The sequence below is a fragment of the Clostridium cuniculi genome (assembly GCF_004353185.1).
In the GTDB taxonomy this organism is placed as follows: domain Bacteria; phylum Bacillota; class Clostridia; order Clostridiales; family Clostridiaceae; genus Clostridium; species Clostridium cuniculi.
This window is the reverse complement of record NZ_SMUS01000003.1, coordinates 72,199-86,981: the sequence shown is the minus strand read 5'-3', so window position 1 is coordinate 86,981 and position 14,783 is coordinate 72,199. Positions and strand designations below refer to the sequence as shown.

Sequence of the window (14,783 nt, the reverse complement as noted above, 5' to 3'; positions counted from 1 at the left end):
TTTAATAAATATTCCCTACAATTCTAAATAATTCTACAAAATAAGTCAATATCCATATACATTTATTTCATTTATGCTGATTCACTATACTTATCTATAGTTAAAATCTTACTTCTATTAGCTTTTATCATAAGAATAATTGCCACTACTAAGGCAACAACCTCAGCTATTGGAAATGCAAGCCACATTATATTTATTCCATTTGAAAATTTAGAGAATAGCCAAGCAAGAGGTAATACAACAACACATAATCGTAAAAGTGAAACAACTAATGAACTTATTCCACATCCTAATGCCTGGAAAACACCTTGAATTGCAATGCTACATCCTGCAAATAAAAATCCCACTGAAATAACACGTATTGATAAAATACAAAGTCTTGCTGTTTCATCTGATAAACCAAATAAATTAACTAAAGGCACTGCAAAAATTTGAAGTCCTATAGTTCCAATAATCATTATAATACTAGTATATAAAATACCATATTTAATTCCCTGTTTTACTCTCTTATGATCTCCCATTCCATAGTTAAAAGCTACAATTGGAGTAATTGCATCCCTTAAACCTAATGCTGCAAATAATATAAATTGTTGTATCTTGTAAAATACTCCATAGGCTGTTACTGCTGCCATAGATACTGCTCCAAATATAATATTTACTCCATATGTCATAAATGACATTAAAGCTTGCATTATAATAGCAGGAAGACCTACAACATATATTTCTTTAACTATTTTTTTATCTAATTTTAAATAAGCTATCCCATTTGATATTTCTTTGTTCTTTTTATAATGGAAGTACATTGCTATTAACATAGATACTACTTGTCCAATTACAGTTGCATATGCAGCACCAGCAATACCCATTTTAGGACAACCAAACCATCCAAATATTAATATTGGATCTAGTACTATGTTTGTTATAGCTCCTACAACTTGTGCTATTGTAGAACATACTGTTTTTCCTGTTGATTGTAAAACCTTCTCATAAATAGAAAACATAATCATCCCAAATGATAATAGTGTACAAATCATTAAATAAGTTTTTCCCATTGATAAAATAACAGTATCAGCAGTCTGACTCTTTAAATAAATATCAATTCCCAATATTCCAAATATAAAAAAGCATATATAAATAATAATACCTAATGATACAGCATTTCCAGCAACTCTTGCTACTTTCTTAGGTTCATTTTGCCCAAGTGTTTTTGAAAGTAACGCATTAACACCTACCCCTGTTCCTATTCCAAATGCTACGATAAGCATCTGTATAGGAAATGCTAATGTAAGAGCATTTACAGCGTACTCTCCTGCATGAACTATTCCCCCTGAGTCTTGTATTCTAGCTACAAATATACTATCAACTATATTATAGCAAGCTTGTAATACCATTGATAAAACTATTGGTATCCCCATACTAAGCATAACTTTTGGAACTGCTATTGTTCCCATTTTGTTCATTTTAATTTCTTTCTCCAAATTTTCTCCTTTCATATAAAATAGCTTTTTCGGAAAGCTATTACAACCCTAGTAGTAACAACTTTTTCATTTTTAACGAAAAAAAGAAAGCGCAAATCCATCTGGATTTACGCTTTCTTGCTACTCGACTAAATTTATTTTATATTATATTCTAAAATTTGTCAAATATCTTTTTAGCTAATATCATTACTAATTATTTTTCTTATTATAAATATGTGAAGAACTGTCTCTAACTATCTATTGGATTAATAAATGATATATTATCCATTAATACAATATAGAAAGTTGGAGGTACATTATCATCTATTCCTCTAATCCATATTAAATCATTATCATCTGCAATAACTCTTCCCTTAACTGGATTATTAGAACGATCTATTGCATTAACCCCTATATCAAAATTTTTAGTATCTTGATTAAAAATAAATAATTCTAATAACTCTCTATTACTATTAAATCTACTTTTATGAGGTAATGGAATAAATGAATACACATTGTTTAATTGCCTTAAAAATTCATCTAGCTTATCAGGTTTTACTACTAATGCAACTGCCACTATATCTGTTACTGGAATAAAAGTTTCTCTATTTAAATTATCAAATTCACTTGTATAACCTACTGGTGTAATAATATTGGCAGTTAAATTCACTAGATTATTACATCTCACTAATTGAGGCATTTCATTTACAGCCTCTATTCTATTAAAAGCAGTATAAAATCTTAATCCATAATTAGAGGTATCAGAATTAATTGTTAAATCTAGAAAATCTGAATTTAAAATTAATTTTAAAGCTCGAATAATGCTTGTCTTCCTCATAATATCCTCCTTTTTATTTAAGAAATATTTTATAATAGGTAATATATATTATGTATAGCTTTTAATTATTGCTACATTATTTTTCTTATAAATAGCAAAAAGAGAAAATAACATGTTCGTTATTTTCTCTTTAACCTCTTATTTATTATTTTAAAAATCTATTTCTTTAAATTATCATTTAATCCTTTAGAAACTGAGTATTCTAACATTAACACAACTAATGCTAAAATTGATAATATAGGGTTAGGAAATCCTACTGTTTGTTGGAAGGTTAAAAAATCTACTAAGAAAAATATCCATATTATAGCTGTAATAATATGCAGTATGATTCTTGGCCACTTTTTACTCATTAAATTCATAAAAGGACCCTTTGCCTTTATATTATTTTCTTCTTTAATAACCTTTTTATTTTTTATACTACTAGCTTTTTTATTTACTGCCTTATTCTTACGTTTCTTACTTTTCGCCATTATAATGCCTCACTTCTAAATTCATACTTTGATGAGTTAATTATATAATTTTTATAGATTTTTTAAAAGTCAAAAATATTCCAATCTATTAATACTGCTGTCCTAACATAGATTTAGTAGTTAGCTTACTCTATACTTTTTAAATATTCTACAAACTGACGAGCAGTTCTACCTGAACGTCCTCCCCTTGACATAGCATGTTGCTCTGCTAACATATCAATATTCTCAATATCTTTAACTTCATATTCTTCAATCAATCCATGTATAATATCTAGATATTCTTTTTTACCTGGCTTTGAAAAACAAATAGACAATCCGAAACGATCTGATAATGAAATTTGCTCTTGGATTGTTTCATTTCTATGAATATCATCACCTTCACGTTCTGAAAATGATTCTTGAACTAAATGACGTCTATTACTTGTTGCATAAATAACAACATTTGATGTTTTTGCTGTTACAGAACCTTCTAAAATTGCTTTTAATGCACCTATTTCCTCATTATTCTTTGCAAAGGATAAATCATCAATAAATAAAATAAACTTTAATGGATTATTTGCAAGCTCTTCAATAAGCTTTGGAATTTCAAGTAAATCACCTTTCCTAACTTCAATCATCCTTAACCCTTCATTAGCATATTCATTTACAATTGCCTTTACTGTAGATGATTTACCTGTTCCAGCATCACCATATAAAAGAACATTAGCTGCTGGTTTTCCTTTTATAAATGCATATGTGTTATCTATAATCCTTTTTCTCTCTCTTTCATAACCAATATGACTTGATAGCTTAATATTATCAGGATATTTTACTGGAACAACTTTTCCTTTATTATAAGTAAACATTATATTATTTGAGTAAATACCATAGCCAACTGTAAATAACTTTTCCATTCTTTCTTCATACATTTCATTGAAATCATATTCTATGTTTGTCGACCATTCTGCCATGAATCCATTATATTCAATTTCATTTCTTATATCTTGTGATGTTATTGTAGCAATCTCCTGTAAGGTTTGTAGTTCATGTAGTACACATTGTTTAAGCATATTAGAAGTTATTTCTTTGCTAGCTAGTTTACGAACATATATATTTTCATCAAACATAATAAGATTCCATATATAATCAGAAAAATTTTCACTTTTTTCGAATAGCTTACGTGTAAAATTACTGTATTCTTCCACTTTTTTAATATCACTTTTTTCTTTAATATCTATCATATTAAGAAATGCCTTCATAACATCATCTTCTAATACATTATTAAATACTACAAATGATCTAATCTTCATATTTATTTCTTCTAATTTTTTCATATAATAACCCCCAATTTTTTCTTCTTATGAAATAGCCCCTATTTTTCTTTCTATAATATAAAGGATGTCCACTTAGACATCCTTTTAAATCTCCATATTATATATATTATAAAGTCATATATAATACAATTTCTCATCAGTTCTCGAATTAATTATACACTAAAAAAAGTAAAAATAGAATGTTTTTACCTCTTAAAACTAAAGAAAAAAGTGCTCCATCCTCCAAAGATTAGCACTTTTTCTTAATTAATTGTTGAAATTATTACTCTTCATCTTGTAATGCATCATATCCATGTTCATTAGTACGAATTTTAATTACATCTTCAACATCATAGATAAAGATCTTACCATCTCCAATATTTCCTGTATAAAGTACCTTTTGAACAGTTTCAACCAATGTTTGAACTGGTATCTTACATATTACAACTTCAACTTTAACCTTTGGAAGTAACCTAGTATCTATAGCCCTACCTAAGAAATAAGTTAATTGTCCTTTTTGCATACCATATCCAAGAACATTTGTAACAGTAACACCTGTTATACCAAGCTTATCAAGAGCTTCTTGAAGTTCTGATAACTTAGTTTGATTCATAATAATAGTAACCTTTGTCATCTTACTACCAGAATGTTCATTATGCACTACTGGTATTGCTTCATCAGGTAAAACAGTATTTTCAGATTTTGAAACAGTAGTAACAGCTGATTTTATAACTTCAATTCCAGTTGATAATCCTGTCATAGTAGTAACTGGCGCAAAATCTGGATAAGCAATATTTCCATGTTCACCAATATCAAGACCAGCAATTTCTTCTTCACGAGATACTCTAATTCCTATTGTCTTCTTAATTATAAACCAAACTAATAAAGATGCAGCAAATACAAATACACCTACAGCAATTATTCCTAAAAGTTGAATACCTAGTAATTTAAATCCTCCACCATAGAAAAGACCATTTTGAGTAGAAAGAGTTGTAACTCCTTCCTTTGCAAACAATCCAACACAAATAGTACCAAAAACACCACAACCAAGATGAACTGATGTTGCACCAACTGGGTCATCAACTTTTATTCTATCAAAAAACATCACTGCAAATACAACAATAACCCCAGCAATTGCTCCAATTATTAATGAAGCAGAAATACTTACATATGCACAGCTACCTGTAATTCCAACTAAACCTGCTAAACATCCATTTATAGTCATTCCTAAATCTGGTTTGCCTATAAAAATCCAAGAAGTTATAGTTGATGTTAATATAGCCGCAATTGCTGCTGTGTTAGTTGTCATAAGTATATGCATAACATCTGATGGATTTTGAAAACTCATTGTAGATCCAGGATTAAATCCAAACCATCCAAGCCAAAGAACAAATAATCCTATAACAGCTAATGACATATTATGTCCTGGAATAGCATTTACTTTTCCCTCTTTACCATACTTTCCAATACGTGGCCCAAGAATTAATGCTCCAGCAAGTGCTGCCCAACCTCCAACAGAATGAACAACTGTATCACCTGCAAAATCCATAAATCCAAGGTCAGCTAACCAGCCTCCTCCCCACACCCAATGTCCTACAATGGGATATATGAAAAGTGTAAGAATAAATGAAAATATAATAAAAGATATATATTTAACACGTTCAGCAACAGCTCCTGAAACTATAGTTGCTGCAGTACCACAGAAAACTAATTGAAAGAAAAATTTTCCCCAAAAGGGAACATTTGATGTTAATGTATCCTTGTAATAAGAAAGGTATGAGTCTCCTAAAATAAATAGATGTTGTGTTCCAATTAAAGGATTATCCCCTCCAAACATTAGTCCCCAACCGATAATTAGAAATCCTAAAGATGAAACAGCAAATACAATAAAGTTTTTTGATAGTATATTAACTGTATTTTTTGATCTTGCAAATCCAGCTTCAACAGCTGCAAACCCCAAATTCATAAAGAAAACCAAAATAGCAGTAAGAAACACCCACATAGTATCAACAATCATTGTATTATTCATATCTACACCCCCTAAAAAAATAAAAAAAAGGACAAAGGTCTTCTTTCTTAGAACACCTTTGTCCTTTTTCTTTATTATATACTATGCTATTCTATTTTTCAATATGATAAATATTAATTTTTTTCTCAATACTTTTTATCAAAGCAATAATTATTAGAATAATATATAACTAATTATAATATCCTCTCTTTATATCTATGATAATAAATATCATATTAAAAATAAAAGCTATAAATACTAATGATATAATTTGATCTAAAATTATATTACTATAAAAAATACTTATTATTGCTATAATAATAAAAGCTATTCCAAAGCCACTACTTATTAAACCCAATCTACTATTTAACTTACTTTTATCTATAATTGATTTAGCATTTCTATATGTATACCCAAATAATATAGTAAATAATTTTTCTTTAAAAATTATAAGATAAGCAGATATTAATAGATAAATACCTATAATCAACAATATAAGACTTTCTCCATTCATTTATAATTCCCCCCTTTTATTATTTTTTGTATTCATAAAACCTCCAACTTTTATTATTCCAACACAAATAGGAATATTGATGATTACCTCGATATTTTGTAAGCATTATACTATAAATTGTAAATTTAAACAACTGTTGGAATAAAAGATTAGGTATTGGAATGTGCATGACTATGGTCTGGCAGGGACTTATGGTTCAGGGAATCATCGTTGGAATTATAGGTATTATTATACTACTTTGCTTAATCCCATTATGTAAAGAAGTAAAATAATTAAAAGTATACATTTTATTATTATATTTTATTGATTTATGACAATAATAGAGATATAATATTAAATAATAATAATTATTCATAGAGGTGATTTTAATGGATATTAAAGAAACTATTTTAAATGTTATGAGAGAAGCTGGAAAACCAGTTAGCGCTGGAGAAGTTGAAAAATTATCAGGACTTGATCGTAAAGATATAGATAAAGCTTTTAAAGAATTAAAGAAAGAAGAAGCTATAGTTTCTCCTGTTCGTTGCAAATGGGAACCAGCTAAATAAAGACCGCACATAATACGGTCTTTTTTTGTATAATTTAAGGAGTGATAAAATGAAATTCTTTATTGTTGAAGGTACAATAAAAAACCCTGATTTAATTAATGATAATATTATGAAAGATCATATGTCTTATTCTCAAAAAGCAATGGATAAGGGACTTATATTAATGTCTGGTCTTAAGTCAGATATGAGTGGTGGATTATTTATTATGAAATCTGAATCTATTGATGATGTACATAACTATTTATCTGCTGAGCCCCTTAAAATTAATAATATACAAGATTATAATATTACAGAATTTTCTCCTCATTATTTTAATGAATCTCCTAGTGAGTGGTTTAAAGATTAAGATGATTTTATAACAGAAGAATTTAAAAAACACAGTAATTACTGTGTTTTTTGTAAATTTATTCAAAAGGATATACTAATCCTATTTGTTCTCTAATTTCATCCATTATTTTTGCTAAACATAAAGTTACATCATGTGATGCTATATCACTTTCTAAAACTTTATTAACTATACAATTATTAGCTTCTATAATCTCATATTTATATCCAGCTTCATTATATTTCTCTTCAAACTTTTCTTCACTTTCATAACTATACAAATAAGCTTCCTTTGCCATCCAAAAAGTTGGTATTACTATTTTACCTTTTTCTCCATATATAACAGCCGTATTATCTGTTTCAGCTGCAATAGAGCATGTTAATGATGCTAATGCTCCATCTTTATATTTTAAATTAATAACATCAGTTTCATCTACACCTGTTCTAGTCATTACTGCAGTTGCTTTTATTTCCTTAGGAATATCATTCATTATAAAATTTGAAAATAATATTGGGTATATTCCTACATCTAGCAAAGCCCCTCCAGCTAAATCTGCATTATATAATCTTGAATTAACATCCTCTTCACTTTTAAATCCAAAATTTGCTGTAATTAATTTAACTTTTCCTATTTTATTTTCTTTAACCCAAGTTTTTGTCTTATTTATTGCCGGTAAAAATAAAGTCCATAATGCTTCCATTATAAATACATTATTCTCTTTTGCTAAATCTAAAACTTCTTTACTAGTTTTGTAATTATATGAAAATGGTTTTTCACATAATATATGCTTTTTTGCCTTAATACATTTTATTGCATATTCCATATGATAATTATGTGGAGTAGCTATATATACAGCATCTATATTGTCATCACTTAAAAATTTATTTATATCACTATAATATTTTTCTATATTATATTTCTCTGAGAAGTTCTTAGCTCTTTCTTCATTTCTTCCAAATACAGCAATAACTTTTCCGCCTTGAGAGTTATTAACTTCTTTCGCAAAAGCATTTGCTATTGCACCTGGACCTATAATTCCCCACTTTACCATGATACATCTCCTGCCTTATATATAAATTTTCTTAATTTATTCTAACACAAATATCTAATTTATTTTATATCTTTCTCTTCTTAATTCAAACTCCTATATCTATAATGATTAATATTCTTTTTATTTAATTATATAACTCTTTATTATATAAAATATGGTGTTCCTCAATCTGAAGAACACCATATATATCATTATAATATTTTATTTTGAATTTTTAATTATACTCTTATATCCTGTATATGTTACATAGAAATATCCACCATATACTATTACAAGTATAGCTAAAGTAAGTAATGCTGTTGGTACTATATTAGTGTTTCCAAACAAACTTAAATACTTATTTACTACATTTATTCCTACTATAGAACTAACTATCGCAAGTCCTAATGGCATTATAAAATAAATTACTGTTTGAGCAAATATGGTTTTATTTATCATTTTTTCCGTTGCACCAATTTTCTTTAATGCTTTATATCTATCACTACTATCACTAGCTTCTGATAATTGTTGAAGAGCAAGAACTGCTGCACTTGCTATTAAGAATACAATTCCTAAATATAATCCAATATAAAGTATAATTGTACTCACTCCCTTGTTTTCATTATATACATCTTGTTTTGTATATACTATTAAAGGTAAATCATAAAGTTCTTTATTATCTTTTACATTATGAAATGAATTTTGCATATCCTCTTCTGCTGATTCATCACCTGGATTTTTATAATTAACATCCATATATGCATCACTTAAATATATATTTCCATCAAAATTATCATTTACAATAAGAGTCAATACATTATCTGCTATTACAGAATTATAAAGTGCATCATCTAAATAATCTGTATTTGCTACTTTATATTCTTTTCCATTTAAATTAACTGTTCCCTTAAGTTTTATCATATTTTCTATAGATGCTTTTGCAGATTTAAAATTTGAAAGAAGCATAACTTCATCATCATTCATAGTAAATGTGCTCTTTCCTTCTAATTCTCTTATTTTATTAAAATCAGATAATTTAATCACATCAATAAATTCCCATCTTTCTTTTCCATTATCTAAATCTTTTTTGAAACTTCCTACTGCATAATTTTTTAATATAGAATTTGCATCTGGACCATCCATTCTATAAGTATTGAAGAAAATAGCTTTATTATCCTTAACATCATACTTAGCTATATTTAGGATTTGATCAACACTAGTATACTTTTCACCTTCTTCTGTAAATAACTTAACTGATGCATCAAAAGGTGCTACAATTCCTGCTTCTAATGCACTTTTAAAGCTAAGTCCTGTTGATAAAAGTACTATAGTTATAAATAACATAAGAGAAATAACTGCCATTGAAAGAAAGTTAGTATTTACTTTACTGCTAATTTGTCTAGTTATAAATATATTTAGCTTTTTAAGATATATATTTTTACTTCTTTGAACCATAGATATTATAAAACCTGCTATACCAAAGAAGAATCCTACTGTACCTAAAATTCCCAAAACTATAGAAGCTTCAAATTCAATTTTTTGCATATTTAACCCAACTTTAGTAACAAGATAATATGCAAATACTAGTATTGCTACTGAAATAATAAATATTATTGAAGATACTATTGGATTTTTAATCTTTATCTCTTCATTTTTACGCCTTGCATTTAACATATCTATTAATTTGTATCTTGATACTATAGTTGTATTAAATATCATTAATACACCAAATATAATTGCAAAATAAAGACTTGTTTTACAAATTGCTCCAAATGATACTATAAACTTAAACTCCGTCATATCTACTTCAAAAAGTTTAGCTGTAAATAATGATAAACCTTGTGAAAGTAATACTCCAAGTAATAACCCTGCCACTAAAGATAAAATTCCAACTATTAAAGTTTCACCTAATAATATCTTTGATATCTTACTCTTGCTCATTCCAAGAGTCATATAAATTCCAAGTTCTTTTTTTCTTTTCTTTATTAAGAAATTATTTGCATATAAAATTAAACCACCCAAAATAAATGATACAAATATTGAAACATATGATATTAAAGTTGTTACAACTGTCATATATTCTGCTTGACTCTTACTCATAACTAATACTGCTTTTTGAGCATCTATAGCGTTAAAACTATAAAATATACAAACAGCAAAAGCTATTGTTAAAAAGTATATTGTATAATCTTTAAAACTCTTTTTTACATTATTTATTGCTATTTTAGAATACATTTTCTACATCCCCTCCAAGCAACGTTACTACTTCAATTATTCTATTGAAAAACTCTCTTCTTGAATCATTTCCTCTTACTAATTCATTAAAAACTTTACCATCCTTAATAAATAAAATTCTATGAGCATAACTTGCAGTAAAAGCATCATGAGTAACCATTAAAATTGTTGCTTCTAAATCTTTATTTAATTTTTCAAAAGAATCTAAAAGTAATCTTGAAGATTTAGAATCTAATGCCCCTGTAGGCTCATCAGCTAAAATAAGTGATGGATTTGTTACAATTGCTCTTGCAGATGCAACTCTTTGTTTTTGTCCTCCAGACATTTGATAAGGATATTTATTTAAAACCTCTAAAATTCCTAAGCTTTCTGCTACATTTTTTATCTTAGTATCTACTTCTCTAGGTTTAACACCTTGTATTGTTAAGGCTAAAGCTATATTTTCATAAGCAGTTAATGTATCTAAAAGATTAAAATCTTGAAATATAAATCCTAGTTCATCTTTTCTAAAATTCTCTAATTGCTTTGATTTCATTTTTGTAATATCTTTATCATTTATTATAATATTTCCTGTAGTTACAGTATCTATTGTAGAAATACAATTAAGTAATGTTGTTTTACCACTTCCTGATGGCCCCATTATTCCAACAAATTCACCTTTGTCTACTCTAAAACTAATATTGTCTATAGCTTTTGTTATATTATCTTTATTTCCATAATACTTTTCTATTTTTTCAACTTTTAATATATTTTTCATTTAATCTTCCCTCCAATTATTTTATCTATCTTACTTTAAGTATTTGTAATCATCGCTGTCTTCATTATTTATTTTATAGTAATGTTATTAAAGTACATATTGAATTACATTTCAGTAATCTTACAAAATCGTAATCTTTTAATTATAAATTTTTTATAAATATTTGAAAAATAAAACATATCTCTCTTAAGCATAATTCCACCATCTTATATCTATTTTTAATGTATAATTAATGAAAGATTAATAAATAATCATACTAAATTACTAATTAGTTGTTTATTAAACTACTTGATAAATAAGAATTTGAAGAGGAGATTATCATATGGAAAGTACACAGAAATTTAATGGATTAGCAGATGTTTACACGCTTGGACGTCCTGGATATGCAAATGAACTTATTGATTATTTATATTTGCAGCATGGATTTTCAGATCAATCTGTTATTGCTGATATTGGTTCTGGAACAGGAAAATTTTCTAAGTTACTATTAGATAAAGGAAGTGCTGTATATTGTGTTGAACCCAACAATGATATGCGAAATAAGGCTATAAAAGAATTATTTAAATACAAGAAATTCCATTCAATTAATGGAACAGCAACAGAAACAACTTTAGATGAGAGTTCTGTTGATTTCATTACTGTAGCACAAGCTTTTCACTGGTTTAATGTTCCTCTATTTAAAGAAGAATGTAAAAGAATCTTAAAAGAAGATGGAAGGGTATTTCTAATTTGGAATCTGCGTGATACATGTAGCGAAATAAATCTACACAGCTTTGAAATATTTTCTAAATATTGCCCAAACTTTAAAGGATTTAGTGGTGGTATCGAAAAAGATGATGTAAGAATTAAGGAATTTTTTAATGAAAAGTATAATTATGTAGAGTTTGATAATCCAATTTTATATACTACCCAAGATATTTTTATTAACCGTTGCTTATCTAGCTCATATTCATTGAAAGAAGGAGATAAAAACTATCAGAAATACCTAGAAGAGTTATCCAAATTATATGATAAGCATGTAGATAATAATATACTAACTATGCCAAACAAAACCGTTGCGTATTTTGGAATGCTGAAATAAATAAATTCTAAATTTAATCATTAAATTTAAATCATGAATTTTATAATATATTGAAATTCAAAATGATGTCCATAATGGACATCATTTCTGTTATACATATTTCCACATTATTTTAAAAGAATATCATTAAATTTAAAAATTACTAAACTTTCCTTTAGGGAAAACTATATATACTTTAGTCCCTAAACCTTCTTTTGAAGATAAGCTTATTCCAATACCAAGCTTATCACAAAGCTTCTTACATAAATATAGCCCTATCCCCGTTGATTTTCCAAACTTACGTCCATTTTCACCTGTAAATCCTTTTTCAAATACTCTATCTATATCTTTTTCACTTATTCCAACGCCATTATCCTCTATAGTTAAAATAATATTATTTTCGTTTATCTTTGAAAATATTGAAACCTCCCCTTTATTAGGTATAGAAAATTTCACTGCATTTATTATAATTTGATTTATAATAAACTCTACCCATTTTTCATCACTAAAAATAGTTCCTTCTACTTCCTTAATGTTTAATTTAATATTTCTATTTATAAAATCTCTACTATTATTCTTAACAGCTTTCATTACAACATCTCTTAATGAAAACTTTTTAATTATATAATCTTTACTTACATCACTACTTCTAGCATAATATAAAACTTGTTCAATAAAACCTTCTACCCTCTTCATTTCATAATTAATTCTTGAACTTAAATTACTATCATCATTTTCTAAAATAAGCTTAGCTGAGGCAATTGGAGTTTTTATTTCATGCACCCAGGTCTCTATATACTCTCTATACTCAATTTGCTCATTTTTATAATGCTTAACATTTTCATGCATAGATTTATTACATTCTTTTAAAACTTCATTAATAATTCTTTCTTCTTGAAACCTAGGTTCATTAATAACTTCTGGCAATAAATATTTTTTATCTAAACCATCTATAGTATCAGTTAAGTTCTTTAAATATCTATTATATTTAATAAACTCTAAAAACATATATATTACTACTGGTCCAAACCATATTAAAAACAATATAAGTATTATATTTATTGGTACCTCTACTATTCTCATTAATATTCCTATTAATAAAAACATAATTAAATTAACCATAAGGAATAGCATTCTTTCCTTTATAAAGGTAATTATACTCATGACATTATATACCCTAATCCTCTCCTAGTTTCAATTATATTTTTAAGCCCTATCTCTTCAAGTTTCTTTCTAATTCTTGTAACATTTACTGATAAAGTATTATCATCTATAAACATTTCACAATCCCAAAGATAATTCATTAACTTTTCTCTTGAAACTATTTTCCCCTTATTTTTTATTAAATAAGATAGGATTTTCAATTCATTTTTGGTTATTTCAATAGTTTTATCATCATAAGTTACTGTTCCATTTGATAAATTAACCTTCATATCCTTATACTCTAATACATCTTGTGGTGTTGAACTTCTATTTACTCGCTTTAAAATTGCTTCAATTCTCGCCAGTAAAATTTGAGTATTATAAGGCTTAGTTACAAAATCATCCGCTCCTAAATTCATACTCATAAGTTCATCTATATCACTATCTCTACTAGTAACAACTATTATTGGAGTTTCTGAAAACTTTCTAACTTCTCTACATATATAATATCCGTCAAATATAGGTAAGTTTATATCTAATAATATTAAATCTGAATTACTCTTCTTTATTTCTTCTATAATATTTTCAAAACTCTCTGGTGCTTCTACTTCATATCCATATCTAGCTAAAAAAATACTTAACTCATCTCTTATGGTATTTTCATCTTCAACTATAAAAATTTTACTCATCTTGTACTCCTCACATAATTATTCATTTTAAATTTCCTTAAAACAAAAAGCTTTGTTAATATTTTTCTCTATTAATCAAAGCTTCATTACACATTATAATACATTTTATTTACCTTTTTATATATTCACCATAATTTTTAAACTTTTATTTCTGACATAAGTTAAACTTCTCTTCATCATATCCTGCAAACATAACTAGTCCAACAACTTTTATTAATTCAATTAATTTTTTCATTAATAATCAGCTCCTATTTTGTTTTTCGTTATGCTTTTATTATAGTAATTATAAAATTAAATTCATATTTAACTTCATTACATTTACCTTACATTATTGTAACTGTTCCTAAATTTATTATTAACAAAAATAATACACCATAAATTTCCTGTGATTTTTTAACTTCTAAATATGAAATATTA

At 26.8% G+C, this 14,783-nt stretch carries 14 protein-coding genes; 3 read left to right on the top strand and 11 right to left on the bottom strand.

Going from position 1 to position 14,783, the window contains the following annotated elements; genetic code table 11:
• Positions 1–71 precede the first annotated feature (71 nt).
• The 6 genes from EJJ37_RS01925 to EJJ37_RS01900 form a co-directional block, all read right to left on the bottom strand.
• Entirely contained in the window at positions 72–1,478 is a 1,407-nt protein-coding gene (locus tag EJJ37_RS01925; RefSeq protein WP_338032234.1) for an MATE family efflux transporter, read from the bottom strand.
• Between the two features lie 229 nt (positions 1,479–1,707).
• Complete coding sequence (locus tag EJJ37_RS01920; RefSeq protein WP_133013909.1) at positions 1,708–2,295, bottom strand: hypothetical protein; 588 nt, start codon at positions 2,293–2,295, stop codon at positions 1,708–1,710.
• Positions 2,296–2,453: 158 nt separating this feature from the next.
• Positions 2,454–2,765 carry a hypothetical protein gene (locus tag EJJ37_RS01915; protein ID WP_133013908.1) on the bottom strand — a complete coding sequence of 104 codons (312 nt, stop codon included), beginning with the start codon at positions 2,763–2,765 and terminating at the stop codon, positions 2,454–2,456.
• 125 nt (positions 2,766–2,890) lie between these two features.
• Positions 2,891–4,078: an ATP-binding protein gene (locus tag EJJ37_RS01910; protein ID WP_133013907.1), complete on the bottom strand. Its 1,188-nt coding sequence runs from the start codon at positions 4,076–4,078 to the stop codon at positions 2,891–2,893.
• A gap of 262 nt (positions 4,079–4,340) precedes the next feature.
• Positions 4,341–6,086, bottom strand: a complete 1,746-nt coding sequence (locus EJJ37_RS01905; protein ID WP_133013906.1) for an ammonium transporter — start codon at positions 6,084–6,086, stop codon at positions 4,341–4,343.
• Between the two features lie 169 nt (positions 6,087–6,255).
• The gene (locus tag EJJ37_RS01900; RefSeq protein ID WP_133013905.1) at positions 6,256–6,579 is read right to left on the bottom strand and encodes a hypothetical protein; all 324 of its coding nucleotides are present in this window, start codon (positions 6,577–6,579) and stop codon (positions 6,256–6,258) included.
• A gap of 368 nt (positions 6,580–6,947) precedes the next feature.
• Between EJJ37_RS01900 and EJJ37_RS01895 the strand changes: the two genes are divergently transcribed.
• Both EJJ37_RS01895 and EJJ37_RS01890 read left to right on the top strand, forming a co-directional pair.
• A complete protein-coding gene (locus tag EJJ37_RS01895; protein ID WP_133013904.1) occupies positions 6,948–7,127 on the top strand; it encodes a transcriptional regulator in 180 nt (59 codons plus the stop codon).
• Positions 7,128–7,176: 49 nt separating this feature from the next.
• Positions 7,177–7,473, top strand: a complete 297-nt coding sequence (locus EJJ37_RS01890; RefSeq protein ID WP_133013903.1) for a YciI family protein — start codon at positions 7,177–7,179, stop codon at positions 7,471–7,473.
• Between the two features lie 58 nt (positions 7,474–7,531).
• On the opposite strand, the gene EJJ37_RS01885 is transcribed toward EJJ37_RS01890, so the two are convergent.
• The 3 genes from EJJ37_RS01885 to EJJ37_RS01875 form a co-directional block, all read right to left on the bottom strand.
• A complete protein-coding gene (locus EJJ37_RS01885) occupies positions 7,532–8,503 on the bottom strand; it encodes a Gfo/Idh/MocA family protein (RefSeq protein ID WP_133013902.1) in 972 nt (323 codons plus the stop codon).
• 201 nt (positions 8,504–8,704) lie between these two features.
• On the bottom strand, positions 8,705–10,717 hold the full coding sequence (locus EJJ37_RS01880; RefSeq protein ID WP_133013901.1) for an FtsX-like permease family protein: 2,013 nt from the start codon (positions 10,715–10,717) through the stop codon (positions 8,705–8,707).
• Positions 10,707–11,474 carry an ABC transporter ATP-binding protein gene (locus tag EJJ37_RS01875; RefSeq protein ID WP_133013900.1) on the bottom strand — a complete coding sequence of 256 codons (768 nt, stop codon included), beginning with the start codon at positions 11,472–11,474 and terminating at the stop codon, positions 10,707–10,709. Before EJJ37_RS01875 ends, EJJ37_RS01880 begins: the two co-directional genes overlap by 11 nt.
• 322 nt (positions 11,475–11,796) lie before the next feature.
• Between EJJ37_RS01875 and EJJ37_RS01870 the strand changes: the two genes are divergently transcribed.
• Positions 11,797–12,555: a class I SAM-dependent methyltransferase gene (locus EJJ37_RS01870; RefSeq protein WP_133013899.1), complete on the top strand. Its 759-nt coding sequence runs from the start codon at positions 11,797–11,799 to the stop codon at positions 12,553–12,555.
• Between the two features lie 132 nt (positions 12,556–12,687).
• Here the strand turns inward: EJJ37_RS01870 and EJJ37_RS01865 are convergent, their stop codons facing one another.
• Positions 12,688–13,698 (bottom strand): sensor histidine kinase, encoded by a 1,011-nt coding sequence (locus EJJ37_RS01865; protein ID WP_133013898.1) that lies wholly within the window; start codon positions 13,696–13,698, stop codon positions 12,688–12,690.
• On the bottom strand, positions 13,695–14,366 hold the full coding sequence (locus EJJ37_RS01860) for a response regulator transcription factor (protein ID WP_133013897.1): 672 nt from the start codon (positions 14,364–14,366) through the stop codon (positions 13,695–13,697). The genes EJJ37_RS01865 and EJJ37_RS01860 overlap by 4 nt, the downstream gene beginning before the upstream one ends.
• Between the last annotated feature and the right edge of the window lie 417 nt (positions 14,367–14,783).

Coding starts and splice junctions, on each gene's coding strand:
- EJJ37_RS01920 (WP_133013909.1), bottom strand. CDS start 2,295: ATGAGGAAGACAAGCATTATTCGAGCTTTAAAATTAATTTTAAATTCA.
- EJJ37_RS01915 (WP_133013908.1), bottom strand. CDS start 2,765: ATGGCGAAAAGTAAGAAACGTAAGAATAAGGCAGTAAATAAAAAAGCT.
- EJJ37_RS01910 (WP_133013907.1), bottom strand. CDS start 4,078: ATGAAAAAATTAGAAGAAATAAATATGAAGATTAGATCATTTGTAGTA.
- EJJ37_RS01905 (WP_133013906.1), bottom strand. CDS start 6,086: ATGAATAATACAATGATTGTTGATACTATGTGGGTGTTTCTTACTGCT.
- EJJ37_RS01900 (WP_133013905.1), bottom strand. CDS start 6,579: ATGAATGGAGAAAGTCTTATATTGTTGATTATAGGTATTTATCTATTA.
- EJJ37_RS01895 (WP_133013904.1), top strand. CDS start 6,948: ATGGATATTAAAGAAACTATTTTAAATGTTATGAGAGAAGCTGGAAAA.
- EJJ37_RS01890 (WP_133013903.1), top strand. CDS start 7,177: ATGAAATTCTTTATTGTTGAAGGTACAATAAAAAACCCTGATTTAATT.
- EJJ37_RS01885 (WP_133013902.1), bottom strand. CDS start 8,503: ATGGTAAAGTGGGGAATTATAGGTCCAGGTGCAATAGCAAATGCTTTT.
- EJJ37_RS01880 (WP_133013901.1), bottom strand. CDS start 10,717: ATGTATTCTAAAATAGCAATAAATAATGTAAAAAAGAGTTTTAAAGAT.
- EJJ37_RS01875 (WP_133013900.1), bottom strand. CDS start 11,474: ATGAAAAATATATTAAAAGTTGAAAAAATAGAAAAGTATTATGGAAAT.
- EJJ37_RS01870 (WP_133013899.1), top strand. CDS start 11,797: ATGGAAAGTACACAGAAATTTAATGGATTAGCAGATGTTTACACGCTT.
- EJJ37_RS01865 (WP_133013898.1), bottom strand. CDS start 13,698: ATGAGTATAATTACCTTTATAAAGGAAAGAATGCTATTCCTTATGGTT.
- EJJ37_RS01860 (WP_133013897.1), bottom strand. CDS start 14,366: ATGAGTAAAATTTTTATAGTTGAAGATGAAAATACCATAAGAGATGAG.